17 protein-coding genes are annotated in these 17,818 nt (G+C 67.8%); 8 read left to right on the plus strand and 9 right to left on the minus strand.

Features of this window, described 5'->3' with window-relative positions:
- Positions 1-80: 80 nt before the first annotated feature.
- Positions 81-2,174, plus strand: coding sequence for a prolyl oligopeptidase family serine peptidase (locus tag ACFOM9_RS02305; RefSeq protein WP_386705800.1), 2,094 nt, complete (start codon positions 81-83; stop codon positions 2,172-2,174).
- A 172-nt stretch (positions 2,175-2,346) separates the two neighbouring features.
- Positions 2,347-3,600: a DUF819 family protein gene (locus ACFOM9_RS02310; protein ID WP_386705801.1), complete on the plus strand. Its 1,254-nt coding sequence runs from the start codon at positions 2,347-2,349 to the stop codon at positions 3,598-3,600.
- Between the two features lie 96 nt (positions 3,601-3,696).
- Here ACFOM9_RS02310 and ACFOM9_RS02315 read toward each other — a convergent pair whose 3' ends face one another.
- The 7 genes from ACFOM9_RS02315 to nirK all read right to left on the minus strand — a co-directional run bounded on the left by ACFOM9_RS02315 (position 3,697) and on the right by nirK (position 11,536).
- Entirely contained in the window at positions 3,697-4,926 is a 1,230-nt protein-coding gene (locus ACFOM9_RS02315) for an XVIPCD domain-containing protein (protein ID WP_386705802.1), read from the minus strand.
- 75 nt (positions 4,927-5,001) lie between these two features.
- Complete coding sequence (locus ACFOM9_RS02320) at positions 5,002-5,757, minus strand: ankyrin repeat domain-containing protein (RefSeq protein WP_386705803.1); 756 nt, start codon at positions 5,755-5,757, stop codon at positions 5,002-5,004.
- A 351-nt stretch (positions 5,758-6,108) separates the two neighbouring features.
- Positions 6,109-6,333 carry a YbdD/YjiX family protein gene (locus ACFOM9_RS02325; RefSeq protein WP_386705804.1) on the minus strand — a complete coding sequence of 75 codons (225 nt, stop codon included), beginning with the start codon at positions 6,331-6,333 and terminating at the stop codon, positions 6,109-6,111.
- Positions 6,333-8,411, minus strand: a complete 2,079-nt coding sequence (locus tag ACFOM9_RS02330) for a carbon starvation CstA family protein (RefSeq protein WP_386705805.1) — start codon at positions 8,409-8,411, stop codon at positions 6,333-6,335. The genes ACFOM9_RS02325 and ACFOM9_RS02330 overlap by 1 nt, the downstream gene beginning before the upstream one ends.
- A 245-nt stretch (positions 8,412-8,656) precedes the next feature.
- On the minus strand, positions 8,657-9,247 hold the full coding sequence (locus ACFOM9_RS02335) for an SCO family protein (RefSeq protein ID WP_386705806.1): 591 nt from the start codon (positions 9,245-9,247) through the stop codon (positions 8,657-8,659).
- Positions 9,244-10,011 carry a formylglycine-generating enzyme family protein gene (locus tag ACFOM9_RS02340; protein WP_386705808.1) on the minus strand — a complete coding sequence of 256 codons (768 nt, stop codon included), beginning with the start codon at positions 10,009-10,011 and terminating at the stop codon, positions 9,244-9,246. The genes ACFOM9_RS02335 and ACFOM9_RS02340 overlap by 4 nt, the downstream gene beginning before the upstream one ends.
- Positions 10,012-10,021: 10 nt before the next feature.
- Positions 10,022-11,536, minus strand: coding sequence for a copper-containing nitrite reductase (gene nirK / locus ACFOM9_RS02345; RefSeq protein WP_386705810.1), 1,515 nt, complete (start codon positions 11,534-11,536; stop codon positions 10,022-10,024).
- Between the two features lie 370 nt (positions 11,537-11,906).
- Here nirK and ACFOM9_RS02350 point away from each other — a divergent pair, with 370 nt between their 5' ends.
- From ACFOM9_RS02350 to ubiT, 4 genes are all read left to right on the plus strand, one after another.
- Entirely contained in the window at positions 11,907-12,041 is a 135-nt protein-coding gene (locus ACFOM9_RS02350; protein ID WP_386705812.1) for a hypothetical protein, read from the plus strand.
- Between the two features lie 117 nt (positions 12,042-12,158).
- On the plus strand, positions 12,159-12,674 hold the full coding sequence (fabA, locus tag ACFOM9_RS02355; RefSeq protein WP_386705814.1) for a 3-hydroxyacyl-[acyl-carrier-protein] dehydratase FabA: 516 nt from the start codon (positions 12,159-12,161) through the stop codon (positions 12,672-12,674).
- A complete protein-coding gene (gene fabB, locus ACFOM9_RS02360; protein WP_386705816.1) occupies positions 12,674-13,900 on the plus strand; it encodes a beta-ketoacyl-ACP synthase I in 1,227 nt (408 codons plus the stop codon). Before fabA ends, fabB begins: the two co-directional genes overlap by 1 nt.
- 60 nt (positions 13,901-13,960) lie before the next feature.
- Positions 13,961-14,806, plus strand: a complete 846-nt coding sequence (gene ubiT / locus ACFOM9_RS02365) for a ubiquinone anaerobic biosynthesis accessory factor UbiT (RefSeq protein ID WP_386705818.1) — start codon at positions 13,961-13,963, stop codon at positions 14,804-14,806.
- Between the two features lie 36 nt (positions 14,807-14,842).
- On the opposite strand, the gene ACFOM9_RS02370 is transcribed toward ubiT, so the two are convergent.
- Entirely contained in the window at positions 14,843-15,718 is an 876-nt protein-coding gene (locus ACFOM9_RS02370; protein WP_386705820.1) for a U32 family peptidase, read from the minus strand.
- A 10-nt stretch (positions 15,719-15,728) separates the two neighbouring features.
- On the minus strand, positions 15,729-16,727 hold the full coding sequence (gene ubiU, locus ACFOM9_RS02375; RefSeq protein WP_386705821.1) for a ubiquinone anaerobic biosynthesis protein UbiU: 999 nt from the start codon (positions 16,725-16,727) through the stop codon (positions 15,729-15,731).
- A 175-nt stretch (positions 16,728-16,902) separates the two neighbouring features.
- On the opposite strand from ubiU, the gene ACFOM9_RS02380 reads away from it, so the two are divergent.
- Positions 16,903-17,187, plus strand: a complete 285-nt coding sequence (locus ACFOM9_RS02380) for a PepSY domain-containing protein (protein WP_386705823.1) — start codon at positions 16,903-16,905, stop codon at positions 17,185-17,187.
- Positions 17,188-17,199: 12 nt separating this feature from the next.
- Positions 17,200-17,769 carry a cytochrome b/b6 domain-containing protein gene (locus tag ACFOM9_RS02385; protein WP_386705824.1) on the plus strand — a complete coding sequence of 190 codons (570 nt, stop codon included), beginning with the start codon at positions 17,200-17,202 and terminating at the stop codon, positions 17,767-17,769.
- Positions 17,770-17,818: the final 49 nt, after the last annotated feature.

The following is a 17,818-nucleotide window of genomic DNA, read 5'->3' on the forward strand; positions in this document are numbered from 1 at the left end:
AGCAACCGCCTTGCCCGCTGCGAAAGCGGGCACGCACACGAACCGATCTTCGCCGCACCGCCGCAATTCCAGGAGTCGCCATGAAATCCCGCTACCTCGTCCTGCCCATCGCCCTGTTGATCGCCATGCCTTCGCTGGCCGCCACGCGCGGGTTCGAGGTTCGCGACATGGTCAAGCTCGACCGCTACTCCTCCCCGACCTTGTCGCCGGATGGCCGGAAGCTGGTGTTCGCCAAGCGCGTGCTCGACGACAAGAGCGGCAAGGCCAGCACTTCGCTGTGGATCGAGGACCTGTTCGCGCGCGACGCCGCGCCGCCGCAGCGGCTCACGCCCGAGGGCTGGAACGTCAACAGCCCGACGTTCTCGCCGGACGGCGCCACCGTCTATTTCCTCAGTGCGAAGGGCGACTCCTCGCAGCTGTACGCGATGCCGGCGGCGGGCGGCAAGCCGGTGCAGGTGACCGCGTTTCCGGTCGACGTCGATTCGTTCAAGCTTTCGCCGGACGGCAAACGCGTTGCGTTCAGCGCCGGCGCGTTTCCCGACTGCAAGGCCGACGCGGGGCAGGGCGTGCTGGCCTGCACCAAGGCCAGGCTGGACGAGGCAGCCAAGGGCAAGGCGACGGGCATGGTCTTCGACCGCATGTTCGTCCGCCACTGGGATACCTGGAACGACGGCCGCCTCAATCGGCTGTTCGTCGCTGAGCTGCCGGCGGCGAAAGCCAAGGCGGTGGCCGCCGCCCGGCTGCTCGGGAGCGACGTGATTGGCGACGTTCCTTCGAAGCCTTTCGGCGACAGCGGCGAGTACGCCTGGGCACCGGACGGAAACTCGCTGGTGCTCAGCGCGCGCAAGTCAGACCGCAGCGAGCCGTGGTCGACCAACTTCGATCTCTACCAGGTCAGCGCAGACGGCAGCGGCGCCGCGAAGAACCTGACCGCGGCCAACCAGGCCTGGGACACCGGGCCGGTGTTCGGCGACGACGGCAAGACGCTGTACTACCGCGCGATGAAGCGCCCCGGCTTCGAGGCTGACCGCTTCGCGATCATGGCGATGGACCTTGCCAGCGGCGCTGTCCGCGAAATCGCGCCGAAGTGGGATCGGTCGGCCGACGGCATCGTCGTGTCCGAGGACGGCAAGACGCTGTACACGACCGCGCAGGACATGGGCGAACATCCGCTGTTCGCGATCGATAAGGCCACGGGCGAAGTGAAGAAGGTGGTTGGCGACGGCACGATCTCCTCGTTCGAGATCGCAGGGCCGACGCTTGCGTTCTCGCGCAACACCATGAAGACCGGCGACCAGCTGTTCACCACCGGTATCGACGGCGCGCAGCTGCGCGCGATCACGCCCAGCGCCGGCGAGATGTTGCCCGATGCCGCGTTCGCCGATTTCGAGCAATTCAGCTTCAAGGGCTGGAACAACGACACCGTGCACGGCTACGTGGTCAAGCCGTGGAACTACGAGGAAGGCAAGAAGTATCCCGTGGCGTTCCTGATCCACGGCGGGCCGCAGGGCAGCTTCGGAAACGGCTGGAGCTATCGCTGGAATCCGCAGACCTACGCCGGCCAGGGCTACGCGGTGGTGATGATCGATTTCCACGGTTCCACCGGCTACGGCCAGGAATTCACCGACGCGATCAGCCAGCACTGGGGCGACCGCCCGCTCGAGGACCTGCAGAAGGGCTGGGCGGCGGCGCAGCAGCAGTACGCATTCCTCGACGGCGCCAACGCCTGCGCGCTCGGCGCCAGCTACGGCGGTTACATGGTGTACTGGATGGCCGGCAACTGGCATACGCCGAAGTCCGGCGCATGGAAGTGCCTGGTCGACCATGACGGCGTGTTCGACAACCGCATCATGGGCTACGCCACCGAGGAACTCTGGTTCAGCGAATGGGAGAACGGCGGCACGCCGTACGACAATCCGAAGGCCTACGAGAAGTTCAACCCGGTCAACCACGTCAAGGACTGGCGCGTGCCCATGCTGGTGATCCACGGCGAGCTCGACTATCGCATTCCGGTTTCGCAGGGCATCGGTGCGTTCACCGCCCTGCAGCGCCAGGGCATCGAATCCAAGTTCCTGTATTTCCCCGACGAGAACCACTGGGTACTGAAGCCTGCCAACAGCATTCTCTGGCACGACACGGTCAACGGCTGGCTCAAGCAGCATCTCGGCCAGTAGGACCGCCTGGTGCGCCGCCTTCTCCGTGCGGGAGGAGGTGGCGCGCAGCGCCGGACGAGGGCAGGAGCGTCAGGAATGACGTCTGCCGGCGAACCGGGCCGCCATCCCCCATCGGCCTTCGGCACCGTCTCCCGCAGGGAGGGGGAACAACGAAGCAAACCGCGGAAACGACATGCCAGAAGCCGTAGCCAGCCACGCCCTGATCACCAACGACATCGTCGTCCTCGGCCTGATCGCCGCCACCCTCGGCGTGATCTTCTGGACCGAGTCGCGCGAGACGGGGATGTGGAAGAAGTTCTACACCTACGTGCCGGCGCTGCTGCTGTGCTATTTCATCCCCGGCATCTACAACAGCGTCGGCCTGATCGACGGCAACAACACCAGCCTCTACAACCCGGTCGCCAGCCGGGTGCTGCTGCCGGCGGCGCTGGTGCTGCTCACGCTCACGATCGACATCAAGGGCATTCTCAGGCTCGGGCCCAAGCTGCTGCTGATGTACGCCGCATCGTCGATCAGCGTGATGATCGGCGCGGTGGCCGCCTTCGCGCTGTTCGCGGCGCTGCATCCGGCAACGGTGGCCGGCGACACCTGGGCCGGCATGACGGCGCTCGCGGGCAGCTGGATCGGCGGCGGCGCCAACATGATGGCGATGAAGGAGGTCTTCGAGGTCGATGCCACCACGTTCGGCCAGTTCGCCGTCGTTGACGTAGGGGTGGGCTACGTGTGGATGGCGATCCTGATCTTCCTCGCCGGTCGCGCCGAGGCGATCGACAAGCGCAGCGGCGCCGATACCCGCGCGCTGGACGACCTCAAGCGGCGCATGGCCAGCTTCCAGGCGCAGCACGCGCGCATCGCCAGCCTTGCCGACCTGATGATCATCATCGGCATCGCCTTCGGCGCGGTCGGCCTGGCGCATGCGGTCGCCGGGCCATTGTCGACCTGGTTCGGGGCCAATGTGTCCTGGGCGAAGACGGTCAGCCTCCACGAACCGTTCGTCTGGGTGGTGGCGCTGTCGACTTTCATCGGCCTGGCGCTGAGCTTCACCCGCGCGCGCACCTATGAAGGCGCCGGCGCGTCGAAGATCGGCACGCTGCTGCTGTACTTCCTGATCGCCTGCATCGGCATGCAGATGGACATCATGGCGCTGCTGCAGCGGCCGGAGCTGTTCCTGCTCGGCGTGGTCTGGATCGTGATCCACATCGGCCTGCTGTGGGTGGCAGGCAAGCTGCTGCGGGTGCCGTTCTTCTACTTTGCGATCGGCTCGCAGAGCAACATCGGCGGCCCGGCGTCGGCGCCCGTGGTGGCGTCGGTGTTCCATCCTTCGCTGGCGCCGGTGGGCGCGCTGCTGGGCACCCTGGGCTACGCGACCGGAACCGGGCTGGCGTACCTGCTCGGGATCATCCTCAGGTCGATGGCCGGCGGCTAGCGCGTGGCTGCGTGATGCGAGATGCGGTCCGCGGGTGATTCGCCAGCGCCGCGATGTCGACCGCGCTTGAGCGATTCCTGATCCGGAGGCGACGGGCTAGTACGCCATCGCCGCGCGCAGCTGGCGTTCCTCTGTTTGTTGCGCATGCCCCTGCTGCCGGACGTCTTCTTCGCGCAGCAGTGCAGCGCTTTGCCGCGCCGGCACGTGGCTGGCCTGCTCGACATCGACCTGGCTGCGACGATGAGCGGGATCTTGGATGGCGCCCTGTACCGCAAACACGCGTCCGCCGTCGCCCGAAGCCACGACATGGTCGATGCGCTCCAAGCCGTCGATTCGGGCACGGACGGCCACGCTGGCGGCGGCGTTGAAGAAGCGCTCGTTGTCGCCGAGGTCCAGCTGCCGGCGCTGCGGGGCAAGACCGCCTACCGCGTCGTCCAGCAGGCGGTTGGAGGTGCTGCCGCCGGCACCGATGGTGGATGGCGCGACGCCCTGGGCACGCTCGCGCTCGCGCAGCTGCGCCAGATCCTGCGCCTGCATGACCGCCTCGATGAAGTGCAGGTCGACGCGGTGCATCAGCATCTTGCCCGGGACCAGACGCTCGAAGAACGACAGCGGGTCCGGATCCGCCAGCACGATCTCGTGCCCCGGCGCGTCGGGCATGGCCCATTTCAGCGGAATGCTGTCTTCCTGCAGGTGGGTCAGGATCTCGTTCTCGACGCGGTAGCTGCGGATCAGACCCTGCTCCGCTTCGCGCTTCAGCGCTTCCGCGTCGAAGCCCTGGCGTTCGAGTGTCTTGCCGTGCACGCCGGCGGCGTTGAAGGTGACAGCGGGCGCATCGACGACCATCGCAGCTGCAGCCGCCAGCCCGCCACCTAGCGAATGTCCCGAGAAGACCACGTTGTTGCCAAGCTTCTCCTTGGCCCTTCGGCCGAGCACGATGGCCTGGTTGTATTGCCGGTCGTCGAGGCCGAGGCCTTGGCCGAAGTTGTGCTTCCAGTCTCGTCCTTCGTCGGTGCCGGTGAAGGCGAGCACCACGCGTCCCGAGGCGTCCCTATAAAACGAAGCATCGAAACCGGAGCGAGCGTTGTGCAACAACGTCGGGTTGATGCCGATCGCCCGCACGTCGCCGTCGTTCAGGCGCATCCAGCTACCCGGCAATTCAATGGCGCTCGCCTGCGTGCCTCGCCGCATGTCAGCGGTCGCGTAACTGTCCTGGAGCAGGATGGGCAGTTCCAGGTCGATAGGCAGTGGCTGCCGGCCGCGAACCAGCGCGGCGAAGTCGCTGGCCGGCGCAACCGGCAAAAGGGTGTCGTCGAGATCGCTCATTCGCAACTCCGTGCGTGGCGCCCTAGCTGCCTGTTCGCCATGTAGGCGCAGGCTCGGGACCTTCCGTGGATAAATTTACTGTTGTGGAACGCCGTGGGCCCTCAGCCATTCACGCACCTTCTGGCGATCGGCTTTCCCCTGCGCGTTGAGACGGGCGTCGGATCCCGCGAAGAGACTCGCCTGGAACGTCAAACCGCTATCGTTGGTTTGGCGCGGATCGACGCCGGCTTCGAGCAGCTGCAACACCCGGTGCGCATCGTTGATGTTCGCAGCCAGGTGCAGCAGCGAATCGCCCATCGAGTCAGTGCGATGAAGATCCACACCTGCGGCGACGAGCATGTCGACCTGGGCGTTTCGTCCACTTTCCACGGCGCGAAAGATGGGCGTCCAACCCAGGCCCGGACGTGGGATGTCGACCGGAGCGCCGTGCGCGATCAGCACCTGCAGGTACTGCGCGTCGTTCACCATCGCGGCCATGTGGGCAACGGTTTCGTTGTCCATGCCAAGCACTGCGGCGTCGGCGCCGGCGTCGAGCAGGGCCGAGAGCGACGTGGGTTTCTCGTTCCAGATCGCCCATTCGAGCAGGGTGACCTCGTCTTCGCCGCGCGCCGACAGATCGGTCGACGGGGCAAGGGCGCGGATGCGTGCGGTGTCGCCTCGCGCGACCGCATCGGCCATTGGCACGATCGCGGGGTCGTGGAAAGGGACGGCGGAGTCCTTGGTCGCTGCTGACATGCGGGCTTGCTCCCTTGCACCGGCCGGATCGGCAGCGCATGAAACCATCAGGATGGATGTCGCGAGTGCCGCCAGGACGGGGACGTGCTTGCGCATGAGTGGTTTCCTTTCCGGCTGCGTTGCGTTCGCGTCGCGCGGGTGTCCTTGGGCGCGACTCGCAGCGATCCTAGCATCGCGCCGACGGGCATGCAGCCGCGATTCCGTGATCGCGACCGGGGTTTTCGCAACCCGATATCACGGCGACTTCGCCAAAAGGCAACGTCGATCTGCGCTGGGTGGCTGCCGATCCGCCGCGTCACGACTCGCGGCGAGGACCGCGCGGACACGCGGAAGTGGCCCTGCACGAGCCATCGAAAGCCCCAGCGGCCCCGAGTCGTCATGGCCCAGCACGAGCCGCAACCGAGCTTTTCCACCCTCGCCGGACGTCCCGCTTACAGCCGGACCGGCTCAGCAGCAGCGGAACCCGCCCTTGCCACCGAAGCGCGCTTCCTGGCGCTCGCGGAAGAAGGTCTTGTAGTCCATCGGCTCCCGGTCCGGATGCTTCTCGAGCACGTGGCGGACGTAGTTGTCGTAATCCGGCACGCCGCAGCACAGGCGCGCGGTCTGCACCAGCCGCCGCCAGGCGCGCTTGTGCGCCTGGTGGTGGCCGAGCGGGACGAGCGCGGTGCCCATCAGGGTTGCGCCGCCTGCTGTTCGGGCGTGAGCGCGACGTAGGGCTGCTCGCGATCGGTGCGCGCCGCATTCGCGCGCGCCCTGGCGATCGCCTTGATCGAGTAGAACAGCACCGCGAAGACGACGAACAGGAACAGCGCGGTGAGCCCGGCATTGACGTAGTTGTTGATCATGATCTGCTGCATGCCGCCGAAGTCCTTGGACGGGGCGATCAGGTTGCCGGCCGCGATCGCGTCGCGGTACTTGTTGGCCTGGGCCAGGAAGCCCACGCCCGGGTCCGCGTCGAAGATCTTGATCCAGCCGGCCGCGGTGGTGCATACCAGCAGCCACACCGTTGGCACGATCGAAACCCAGGCGTAGCGATCCTTCTTCATCTTGAACAGCACCACCGTGCACAGCAGCAGCGCGATGCCGGCAAGCATCTGGTTGGCGATGCCGAACAGCGGCCACAGCATGTTGATGCCGCCCAGCGGGTCGGTCACGCCCTGGTAGAGGAAGTAGCCCCACAGCGCCACGCAGCCGCCGGTGGCGATCAGGTTCGGGGCCCACGCCTCGGTGCGACGCATCACCGGCACGAAGTTGCCGAGCAGGTCCTGCAGCATGAAGCGGCCCGCGCGCGTGCCCGCGTCGACCGCGGTGAGGATGAACAGCGCCTCGAACAGGATCGCGAAGTGGTACCAGAACGCCATCATGTTCGCGCTCGGGAGCGCGCTGTGCAGGATCTGCGCGATGCCGACCGCCAGCGTCGGCGCGCCGCCTGCGCGCGACAGGATGCTGCTTTCGCCGATCTCCTTCGCGGTCGCAGTAAGCAGGTCGGGCGAAACCGTGAAGCCCCAGCTCGACACGGTCTGCGCGACGGTCGCCGCGTCGGTGCCGATGATCGCGGCCGGCGCGTTCATCGCAAAGTAGACGCCCGGGTCGATGATCGACGCGGCCACCATCGCCATGATCGCCACGAACGATTCCATCAGCATCCCGCCGTAGCCGATGTAGCGCGCATCCCGCTCGTTGGCGAGCAGCTTGGGCGTGGTGCCCGATGCGATCAGCGCGTGGAAGCCCGACACCGCGCCGCAGGCGATGGTGATGAACAGGAACGGGAACATGCTGCCCTTCCACACCGGGCCGGTGCCATCGGTGAACTGGGTCAACGCCGGCATGCGCAGTTCCGGCATCACGATCACGATGCCGATCGCGAGCGCAACGATCGTGCCGATCTTCAGGAACGTGGACAGGTAGTCGCGCGGCGCCAGCAGCAGCCACACCGGCAGCACCGCGGCGATGAAGCCGTAGACGATCAGCATCCAGGTGATCTGGGTCCCGGTGAAGGTGAACGCCGGGCCCCAGGTCGGGCTCGCGGCGACTTGGCCGCCGTACCAGATCGCGGCCAGCAGCAGCACCAGGCCGATGACCGAGATTTCACCGATCTTCCCGGGGCGGATGTAACGCATGTAGATGCCCATGAACAGCGCGATCGGAATCGTCGCGATCACCGTGAACATGCCCCACGGGCTGCCCTGCAGCGCCTTCACCACGATCATCGCCAGCACCGCGAGGATGATGATCATGATCAGGAAGGCGCCGAACAGTGCGATCGTGCCCGGTGTCTGGCCCATCTCCTCGCGCACCAGGTCGCCGAGCGAACGCCCGTCGCGGCGGCTGGAAATCACCAGCACCATGAAGTCCTGGACGGCGCCCGCGAGCACCACACCGGCGATCAGCCAAAGCGTGCCGGGCAGGTAACCCATCTGCGCCGCCAGGACCGGACCGACGAGCGGACCGGCGCCGGCAATCGCGGCGAAGTGGTGGCCGAACAGCACGTGCCGGTTGGTGGGCACGAAGTCGAGGCCGTCGTTGTTGAGCACCGCCGGCGTGGCGCGCGTCCCGTCCAGGCCCATCACCTTGTCGGCGATGAACTTGCCATAGAAGCGGTAGGCGACCAGGTAGATCGAAACCGCTGCGGCGACGATCCACAGCGCATTGATCGTCTCACCACGCCGCAGCGCGATGGTCCCGAGGCAGAAGGCGCCCAGTATCGCCAGCGCTCCCCATGCGATCTTCCCCACGAGTCCACCGTTCATGCGCGCATCCTCCGACAGGAGTCGGCAGGGTCGCGCCTGCGCCGTGGGCGGTCAATGCGGAAACGATGTTGCGATGCGGAATTGGCCTACGACATTGGTCGTAGGCCTACGGCGTGTGAGGGCAGAGCGGCGTCTCGAGCAGCGGCGCAGCCGCGTGCCCGATCCCTGTCTGGCTTTGCCTTGTGCGGATGCGGGGAACGCTCGCGGCTCAAGCAGCTTCCGCTGGATCGGGGGCTTGCGGGCGCTCAGGGCGCCAGCAGGCGGCGCACTTCGGCGATGAATTCCGGGTCGACCTGGCTGCCGATCTGCTCGGTGCGGGCCACGACCCGCCCGTCGCGGTCGAGCAACACCAGGGCGCTGGTGTGGTTGAACTCGCCGTCGGCCAGCTGCCGGTAGCGCACGCCGAGCACGCCAGCGACGCCGCGGACGTTGCCCGGCGCGGGGCTGGCCAGCGACCAGCGGGCAGTGTCGAGCTTGCGCTTGCGCGCCACCGACATCAGCGCCGCGGGGTTGTCACGAGCCGGATCCATGCTGATCAGCAGGATGCCCAGCTTCGCCCTCTCCTGTGGCGGCAGTGCGTGTTCGACCGCTTTGCCGCTGTCGACGATGAGCGGGCAGATGTACTGGCAAGAGGTGTAGAACATCGCGACCACCTGCGGCGTGCCGCGCTTGCTGCGCCAGTCCCAGGCCTTGCCGGCCTGGTCGGTCAGCGTCGCCGGCAGCTGGTAAACCGAATCCCGTGGCAACGGCGCCTGCTTCGGCGCCGCCACCGCGCCGGCTGCCATCAGCAGCAGGGCCAGCGGCAGCCAGGATCCGAATTTTCCGAAGCGGTTCATTGCACGTCCCTCGCGCAGCGGAATCCGAGATTGGCGGTGGTGCCCTGCGCTTCGAGCGACGACAGCATCGCCACCCGCATCAGGACCGCGTAGTTCTCGCGGTCGTCCATCGACAGCGCACCCGCGCCGCAGAACTTGAACTTGTCGGCGTCGCCCTGCATGCGGTTGTCGCCGGAGACGAGCAGCGACGAGAAGTCGTCGGTCCACTCCCATACCAGCCCGTGCATGTCCTGTACGCCCCATGCGTTGGGCGCCTGCAAGCCGGCGCGCGGCAGCGCCGCGCTCGAGGGCTTTGAGTACCAGGCCAGGATGCGTTCCCGCCAGGCGGGATCGCTGCGCGCATCGCGCCGCGTTTCGTCTGCCGCGGCGGCGTATTCCCATTCCGACCACGTCGGCAAGCGCCCGCCCTGCGCTTCGCAATAGGCGGATGCCGCAAACCAGCTCACCTGCACGACGGGCTGCCCGGGCAGCGCATCGCCCAGCTTGTCCGGCCCGGCCCAGTGCGAGAGATAGCGCTTTTCAGCCAGGACCGACGCCACCTTGTCGCGCCGCCATTGCGGGTGCGACTGGACGAAGGCCAGGAACTCGCCGTTGGTCACCGGACGCTTCTGCAGCTCGAACGGGGCCAGTTTCACAGTGCGCGCGTCCTCGTACTTGAGGGCGGAGCGGAAGCTGCCGCCCGGCAGTTTCACCCATGCCGTGCCGCCGGCCGCGATGGCGACGGCGGCGGGCAGCAGGCAGAGCATGACGGCGATGCGACGCATGACGATGGCCTCAGTGACCTTCGGACGCGTTGGCGGGCTTGACCTTGCGGATCTGCGCGGCCTCTTCCTTGGTCACGCGCCCGCCGGGATTGCCCCAGCTGTTGAGCACGTAGGTGGCGATGTTGGCGACCTCGTCGTCGGTCAGCTGGTTCATCGGCGGCATGATCGAGTTGTAGTCGGTGCCGTTGACCTTCACCGGTCCCTGCAGGCCGTGCAGGATCACCGTCGGCACGTGCTTGGGGTCGGCGGCAATGTAGTCGGACTTCGCCAGCGGCGGGAAGACGCCCGGCATGCCTTCGCCGTTGGCCTGGTGGCAGGTGGAGCAGGTGCCGGTGAACAGGGCCTTGCCGGCTTCGACCTGGTCCTCAACCGTCAATTCGCCGGTCTTGGCCGCCGCGGCCGCGACGCCAACCGCCTGCATGTTGGCGTTGGCCTGGTCGCCGATGTACATCGCATCGACTTCCTTGCCCGAGTAGATCTCCGGCCGCTCGGCGCCCTCGGCCTTGAGGATCGCCAGTGCGCCCTTGTTGAAGGCGCGGAAGATCGAATGGTCGACCAGCACGTAGCTGCCGGGCACCTCGACGTGGAAGTCCATGATCGCAGCGCCGCCCGACGGGATGAGCGTGGTCTGCACGTTCTCGTTGTAGCGCGTGCCGCCCTCGAACCACACCTTGTCGAAGATCTCGCCGATCACGTGGAAGCTCGACACCAGGTTCGGGCCGCCGTTGCCGACGTACAGGCGCACGTTCTCGCCGGTGTTGGCCGTCAGCGCCTTGTCACCGGTCAGCGAGCCCTCGCTGCCGTTGAACAGGACATAAGTCGGGTTCTCGTCGATGCCCTTCTGCATGTCGAAGTCCTGGTGGCCCTTCTCGCGGTACTTGCCCGACGTGTAGAAGTCGCCTTGCATCACGTAGTACTCCTTGTCCACCGGCGGCATGCCTGCCGGCGGCTCGACCAGGATCAGCCCGTACATGCCGTTGGCGATATGCATGCCCACCGGCGCGGTCGCGCAGTGATAGACGAACAGGCCGGCATTGAGCGCCTTGAAGGTGAAGCGCGAAACGTGGCCCGGCGCGGTGAAGCTCGACGCGGCCCCGCCGCCGGGACCGGTCACGCCGTGCAGGTCGATGTTGTGCGGCATCTTGCTGTCGGGCATGTTGCGCAGGTGGAACTGCACCGTGTCGCCCTGGCGCACGCGGATGAAGCTGCCGGGTACGGTGCCGCCGAAGGTCCAGAAGGTGTAGCTCGTGCCTTCCGAGATCTGCATTTCCTTCTCGACCACGTCGAGCTCGACGATGACCTTGGCGGGGTAGTCGCGCCCGGTCGGCGGCGGCACGTGCGGCGGCGAGGTCAGGATCGCGTCGATCGGCTTGCCCTGCGGCGGGCCGAAGTCGCCCTTCACGGAGCCGCCGGAATCGGCGGTCGCGGTGGCCTGCTTGGCGGGCGCCTCGGGCCCCGCGTCCTTCTTGCAGCCGGCCGCAGCCAGCAGGGTGGCGATCGCAATACAGGCGATGAGCTGTTTCATGGTCTGTGTCCTTCTTCCCGTCAGGGAATCAGCGTTTCATGGCGAGAGTGATGGAGCGGTGCCCTTGCGGGCGGCGGCACGGTGCTGCAATGGAATTCGGGAGGATGCGTCCGTATTTCAGTGGTACGGGACGTACGCGTTCATGTTGAAGCCGTCGAATACGATCCATGGGCGTATGGTGCATTCCCGGCGGCAAATGTCCTATGACTTGCGTCAAGCTCCTGCCAGCAGCCGGCGCTGGCGTAGGTCCTAGGGTAATCCCCGCCCGGGATTGTCCGTGAAGCAGCGGTGGCGCGCTTGATCCGGATCAATGCGGGCCGAAGGGCCGACTGGCCTCATGGCATCCAGGATTTCGCGCCGGGAACGGACCATGTGCACTGAATTCGAATGGGTGGATTTCGCGCTGCAAGCGCCCAACGCCATGGCCGAATCGCTGGTTGCGGCCGGCATCGAATGCGGCGTCCCATGCCACGGGCGCGACCACGACGAGCCGCCGCGCGGCTGAGCGGCGCGCCCCGCGCCCGGCGCGGAACCGGCTTGGCGGCATGGCGGATGCGAAGTGCACGCGTGGCTTCACCGCGCTGCTGACATAATTCGCCCTTACCCAGACCGGATCGGAGCAATGACGAGACCTTCCTCGCTGGATCGCGAACAGCTGCTCGCCTGTGGGAGGGGCGAGATGTTCGGTCCCGGCAACGCGCGACTGCCCTTGCCGCCGATGCTGATGTTCGATCGCATCACGCAGATCCAGAGCGAAGGCGGTGCGTTCGGCAAGGGCCTGATCCGCGCCGAGCTCGACATCCGTCCGGACCTTTGGTTCTTCAGCTGCCACTTCGAGGGTGATCCGGTGATGCCCGGCTGCCTGGGCATGGATGCGATGTGGCAGCTCACCGGTTTCTACCTACCGTGGCTGGGCGAGCCGGGACGCGGCCGCGCGCTGGGCGTGGGCCAGGTGAAGTTCAGCGGCCAGGTGCTGCCGGACGCGAAGCTGGTCAGCTACGAAATCGACATCCGCCGGGTCATGCGCGGCAAGCTGGCGCTGGTGATCGCCGACGGTCGCACGCTGGTCGATGGCAACGAGATCTATGTCGCAGAGGGTCTGCGGGTGGGCCTGTTCCGCAGTACGGAGGGCTTCTGATGAATGGTCCCGAGGGCAACCGCCGCGTCGTCGTCACCGGCATGGGCATCGTGTCGTGCCTGGGCAACGACCAGGCAAGCGTCGCGACTTCGCTGCGCGAACTGAAGGCCGGCATCCGCTTCATGCCCGAATATGCCGAGCTGGGCCTGCGCAGCCAGGTCGCCGGCGAGCCAGAGATCGACCTCGACGCGCAGATCGACCGCAAGCTCAAGCGTTTCATGGGCGACGCGGCGGCTTACGCCCATGTGTCGATGCGCGATGCGATCGCCGACGCCGGGCTCGCGGACGAACACGTGCGCGATCCGCGCACCGGCCTGATCGCAGGCTCCGGCGGCGGCTCGCCGCAGTGGCAGATCGAGACCGGCGACCTGTTGCGCAATCGCGGCGTGCGCAAGGTCGGGCCGTACATGGTGCCGCGCACGATGGGCTCGACCGTGTCGGCGGCGCTGTCGACCGCGTTCGGCATCCGCGGCATCAGCTATTCGATTTCCGCCGCCTGCGCGACGTCCGCGCACTGCATCGGCGCGGCGGCCAACATGATCCGCCACGGCGCCAAGGACGTGATGTTCGCCGGCGGCGGGGAGGAGCTGCACTGGGGCATGACCGCGCAGTTCGATGCGATGGGCGCGCTGTCCACCCACCACAACGACACGCCCGAAAGCGCCTCGCGTCCCTACGACACCGGCCGCGACGGCTTCGTCATCGCCGGCGGCGGCGGCATGCTGGTGCTGGAGGACTACGAGCACGCCAAGGCGCGCGGCGCGCGCATCCACGCCGAACTGGTCGGCTATGGCGTGACCTCCGACGGCGTCGACATGGTCGCCCCGTCGGGCGAGGGCGCGGTGCGTTGCATGCGCATGGCGATGGAAGGCATCGACACGCCGATCGACTACCTCAACACCCACGGTACTTCGACGCCGCTCGGCGACATCGTCGAGCTCGAGGCCGTGCGCCAGGCATTCGACGACAAGGTGCCGCCGCTGTCCTCGACCAAGGCGCTGTCGGGCCATTCGCTTGGCGCGGCCAGCGTGCACGAGGCGATCTACTGCCTGCTGATGCTACAGGGCGGTTTCATGGCCGGCTCGGCGAACATCTCCGAACTCGATCCGCGTGCCGAGGGATTCCCGATCCTGCGCGAGACCACCGACGCGCCGCTGCGCACGGTGATGTCGAACAGCTTCGGCTTCGGTGGCACCAACGGCACGCTGGTGTTCGCGCAGGTCTGACGTGCGCAATCGCCGCGTCCCCAACCCGCCTGAGTCCGGCTGGCGCAACACGGGGCGTCGGTGATCGCCGCATCGCCCCGGCTGGCGGCGGTGCGACGCGCGATCGACGCGGTCGACGGCGGCTCGCTGTTGCTGCTGGCGGTGCGCGGTCGCCTGGCCGAGGCGGCAGGACGCTGCAAGCGGGAGCAGGCGGTGGCCATCCGGGATCCTGCGCGCGAAGCACGGGTGCATGCGCGCGCGCAGCGGCTGGGCGCGCGCCTGGGGCTGTCGCAGGACACCGCGCGCGCCGCGCTGGCGCTCGCGATCGACGATGCCTGCCGCCGCCAGCAGGTCGCGGATGACCTGGGTCAAGGCACGCCTGCCGCGCTGCGGGCGACCATCGGTGCCATGCACGATCATGCCCACGAACCCGCCTGGGAGCGCCTGCTGCTGCGGTCGCTGCCGCCCCCGCGGCGGCTGGCGCCGCTGCTGCGCGCGGTCCCGCCCAGCATCGTCCACCGCCTGCTCCGCCAGGCCTGCCTGCGCGTACTCGCACAGGCAATGGTGCGCGGCGACCTGGATTTCATGCACGACCGTCGTCTCGGCATCGAGGTGACCGACCTGGGGCTGCGCTGGACGGTCGCGATCGCCGACGGCGGACTGCAGGTCGACGACGGCGAGGCCGACGCCAGCGTGCGCGGAACCGCCACCGACCTGCTGCTGCTTGCGGCGCGGGTGGAGGACGCCGACACCCTGTTCTTCCAGCGTCGCCTGATGCTGACCGGCGACACCGAGCTTGGCCTCACCGTGCGCAACCTGCTGGATCGGCTGCCGTGGGAAACGGTGCCGCTGGGCGTGCGCATCGGGCTCAACCGCGGCGCGCGCCTCGCGCGATTGGCGCGCCAACTGCATCGCGACGGCGCCTGAGGGCACCGCTCCCGGTGCACCGGTTGCCGCGCGTGCTCAGCCGGCGGGGAGGCGCATCCCCGGCTCGCTATGCCAGTAGCCGTTGCGGTGTCCGATGCGCGGCGGCGGTTCCGCATCGCGGCGCGCCTGGTCGAAACGGTTTGTCACCTCCGCCATGCCGTCGGCCTGCGGGTACAGGCGGAGGACGTCCACGCCCAGCGCGCGCAGTTCGGGTAGCTCCGGCCCGAGATCGGTCGTTTCCTCGCCCTGCACGGAGATGCCGTTGATGCGCAGGAACGGGCGGCCCTCGCGGGTGGCAAGCGGCATGCCGTCGGGATAGTCGATGCAGCGGAAGCCGCACTGGTCCTTGGGCACGTCCAGCGCGCGCGCGGTGAAGCAGCGCGCGGAGAACGACAGCGGAAGCCGGCCCCAGGCGACCACCTCCAGCTCGGGCATCGCGCCACCGTCGGCAACGAAGGCATCCTTGAGCTCGCCGATCAGCGTGCGGCCCTGTTCGACGCCCGGCACCCAGCGGCGCAGCCCGTCCTCGGCCAGCATCGCCAGCGCGCGGTGGTTGTAGACGTTGACCGATGGCCCGGCCACGAACGGGCGCCCCTTTTCGCGGCACAGCTGGACCGCGGACAGGTCGTTGGCCTCGATCCAGAAACCGCCGTGGGAAACCTGCCGGTCAAGCACGCCCAGTTCGGACTCGGCCTCGATCAGCGCCAGCGTCGACAGCACGACCTGCTTGCCGGAGCCGGCCAGTTCCTCCGCCAGCGACAGCCAGTCGGCGGTACGCAGCTCGCGACGCTTGCTGCAGACGGTTTCGCCCAGGTAGACGATATCGACCGGCCAGTGGATCGCCTCGCGATAGAACGCGAGCGTGCGTTCGCGCGGCCAGAAATACTGCAGGGGGCCAAGGCTCAGTTTCATGCGTGGATCCTCAGTGCCAGGCGCGGTGGTAGGGGCCAAGCGTGGTCTGGTGGCCTTCGGCGTGGCGCGACAGCTCGGCCTGCCATTCCGGCTTGAGCTGCCAGTGCATGGCGTCGACCATCACGCGGTCGATCGCCTTGCGCCAGGTGCGCGTCACCGAGTCGACGTAGGCCACGCCGCGCTGGCGGCCCTCGATCTTCAGCGCGGCCACGCCGATCTGCTTCAGTCGCGGCAACAACTCCATCGTGTTGAGGCTGGTGGGTTCTTCAAGCGCATGGAAGATCTCGCTGCCGACCTCGAAGCGGCCCTTGCACACGGTCGGATAGCCGGCCGCCTCGCCGGGCTTGAATTCGTCGATCAGCACGTCGTTCAGGCGCACGCTGCGGCTGCCGTCGTCGCGCTCGTCCCAGCGCACGAACTTCGCCGGCGAACACACGCCGTGGCGGTTGGGCGAGGCGCCGGTGACGTAGCTCGAGAGCTGGCAGCGGCCCTCCACCATGATGCACAGGCTGCCGAAAGCGAACACCTCCAGCGCCACCGGCGACTTCTCGCAGAGCCGCTCCACCTGCTGGATCGACAGCACCCGCGGCAGCACCGCGCGGCTGATGCCGAAGCGCTCATGCGCGTAGCGCAGCGCCGGCACGGTCGTGGCCGAGCCCTGCACCGACAGGTGTCGCGGCAGGCGCGGGTGCGTGCGCGTGGCGTAGTCGAGCACCGCCATTTCCGCGGCGATGATCGCGTCGCAGCCGAGCGCCGCCGCCTTGTCCACGGCCGCGTGCCATTGCCCGAGCCGCGCGCTGTCGGGATACGTGTTGAGGGCGAGGTAGACCTTGGTGCCCTTGGCATGCGCGTAGCGGATCCCGGCACGCAGCTCGTCGTCGGAGAAATTCAGGCCGGGGAAGGCGCGTGCGTTGGTCTGGTCGCGGAAGCCGGCGTACACCGCGTTTGCGCCGGCGTCCACCGCCGCCTGCAGGGCCGGCAGGTTGCCGGCGGGACAGACCAGTTGCATGCAAGGCTCCGGCAGGGAAAACCTGAATCCTGTTGCGTGCGGCGGGCTGCGTCATTGACGTGGGTCAACGCGCGGCCGCGGACGCAGGAAACCCGGTGCCTCGCCTTAAGGCGCCCATAAGCCGGCAGCGGTGGAATGCGTCCGTGGGCAATCCGCCCGCTTCCGGAGACACACCATGAATGCCCCCCTGCGCCATCTCATCCCGCTGGTGGCCGTGGCCACCGCCCTGCTCGCCCCGGCCGCCATCGCCGGTCCCAAGTGCACCGACGCCCCACGCAGCAAGTGGATGCCCGAGAAGACCCTGCAGGACCGCATCACCCAGGCCGGCTACGCCATCGACAAGTTCAAGATCTCCGGCAGCTGCTACGAGATCTACGGCAAGGACAAGGCCGGCAACCGGGTGGAGATCTACTACGACCCGACCGATGGCCGCGTGGTCAAGGAACGCATCAACGACTGACGGAGACTTGCCATGAAAACCTTCCTGCAGCACGCGACCGACGAACCGGCGGGCACCGCCACGCACATGGTCAGGGTTTGGGACCCGTTGGTGCGGCTGTTCCACTGGTCGCTGGCCGCGTGCATCCTCGGCGCATTCCTGGTGGAGGAGGGCGATACCGCCCACCGTTGGCTGGGTTACACCGCGCTGGGGCTGATCGCATTCCGCGTGCTATGGGGCCTGGTGGGGTCGCGCCACGCCCGCTTCGGCGACTGGGTGCGCGGTCCGGGGGCGGTGGTCGCCTACCTGCGCGAACGGCTCCGCGGCCGTTCGCAACGCAGGCTGGGCCACAACCCCGCGGCGGCGGTCATGATCCTGTTGCTGATGGGCTGGGTGGCCGCGGTCGGTCTCACCGGCTGGATGCAGACGCTCGACGCGTACTGGGGCGCCGAATGGCTGGAGGATCTGCACGAGACCCTGGCCTACGGCCTGCTCGCGCTGGTGGGCGTCCACGTGCTGGCGGCGATCGTCGAAAGCTGGCACTACCGCGAGAACCTGGTCGCTGCGATGGTGCATGGCCGCAAGCGTGCGCTCGAAAAGTGATCGTCACCGGGCGCACCGCAGCCCCCTTCGCCCCGCCCGCCGCGGCGGG

The sequence above is a fragment of the Luteimonas notoginsengisoli genome, from assembly GCF_042648885.1.
In the GTDB taxonomy this organism is placed as follows: domain Bacteria; phylum Pseudomonadota; class Gammaproteobacteria; order Xanthomonadales; family Xanthomonadaceae; genus Luteimonas; species Luteimonas notoginsengisoli.

Bases quoted from the DNA above. Each gene is read 5' to 3' on its own strand.
- ACFOM9_RS02305 (WP_386705800.1), top strand. From the start codon at position 81: ATGAAATCCCGCTACCTCGTCCTGCCCATCGCCCTGTTGATCGCCATG.
- ACFOM9_RS02310 (WP_386705801.1), top strand. From the start codon at position 2,347: ATGCCAGAAGCCGTAGCCAGCCACGCCCTGATCACCAACGACATCGTC.
- ACFOM9_RS02315 (WP_386705802.1), bottom strand. From the start codon at position 4,926: ATGAGCGATCTCGACGACACCCTTTTGCCGGTTGCGCCGGCCAGCGAC.
- ACFOM9_RS02320 (WP_386705803.1), bottom strand. From the start codon at position 5,757: ATGCGCAAGCACGTCCCCGTCCTGGCGGCACTCGCGACATCCATCCTG.
- ACFOM9_RS02325 (WP_386705804.1), bottom strand. From the start codon at position 6,333: ATGGGCACCGCGCTCGTCCCGCTCGGCCACCACCAGGCGCACAAGCGC.
- ACFOM9_RS02330 (WP_386705805.1), bottom strand. From the start codon at position 8,411: ATGAACGGTGGACTCGTGGGGAAGATCGCATGGGGAGCGCTGGCGATA.
- ACFOM9_RS02335 (WP_386705806.1), bottom strand. From the start codon at position 9,247: ATGAACCGCTTCGGAAAATTCGGATCCTGGCTGCCGCTGGCCCTGCTG.
- ACFOM9_RS02340 (WP_386705808.1), bottom strand. From the start codon at position 10,011: ATGCGTCGCATCGCCGTCATGCTCTGCCTGCTGCCCGCCGCCGTCGCC.
- nirK (WP_386705810.1), bottom strand. From the start codon at position 11,536: ATGAAACAGCTCATCGCCTGTATTGCGATCGCCACCCTGCTGGCTGCG.
- ACFOM9_RS02350 (WP_386705812.1), top strand. From the start codon at position 11,907: ATGTGCACTGAATTCGAATGGGTGGATTTCGCGCTGCAAGCGCCCAAC.
- fabA (WP_386705814.1), top strand. From the start codon at position 12,159: ATGACGAGACCTTCCTCGCTGGATCGCGAACAGCTGCTCGCCTGTGGG.
- fabB (WP_386705816.1), top strand. From the start codon at position 12,674: ATGAATGGTCCCGAGGGCAACCGCCGCGTCGTCGTCACCGGCATGGGC.
- ACFOM9_RS02370 (WP_386705820.1), bottom strand. From the start codon at position 15,718: ATGAAACTGAGCCTTGGCCCCCTGCAGTATTTCTGGCCGCGCGAACGC.
- ubiU (WP_386705821.1), bottom strand. From the start codon at position 16,727: ATGCAACTGGTCTGTCCCGCCGGCAACCTGCCGGCCCTGCAGGCGGCG.
- ACFOM9_RS02380 (WP_386705823.1), top strand. From the start codon at position 16,903: ATGAATGCCCCCCTGCGCCATCTCATCCCGCTGGTGGCCGTGGCCACC.
- ACFOM9_RS02385 (WP_386705824.1), top strand. From the start codon at position 17,200: ATGAAAACCTTCCTGCAGCACGCGACCGACGAACCGGCGGGCACCGCC.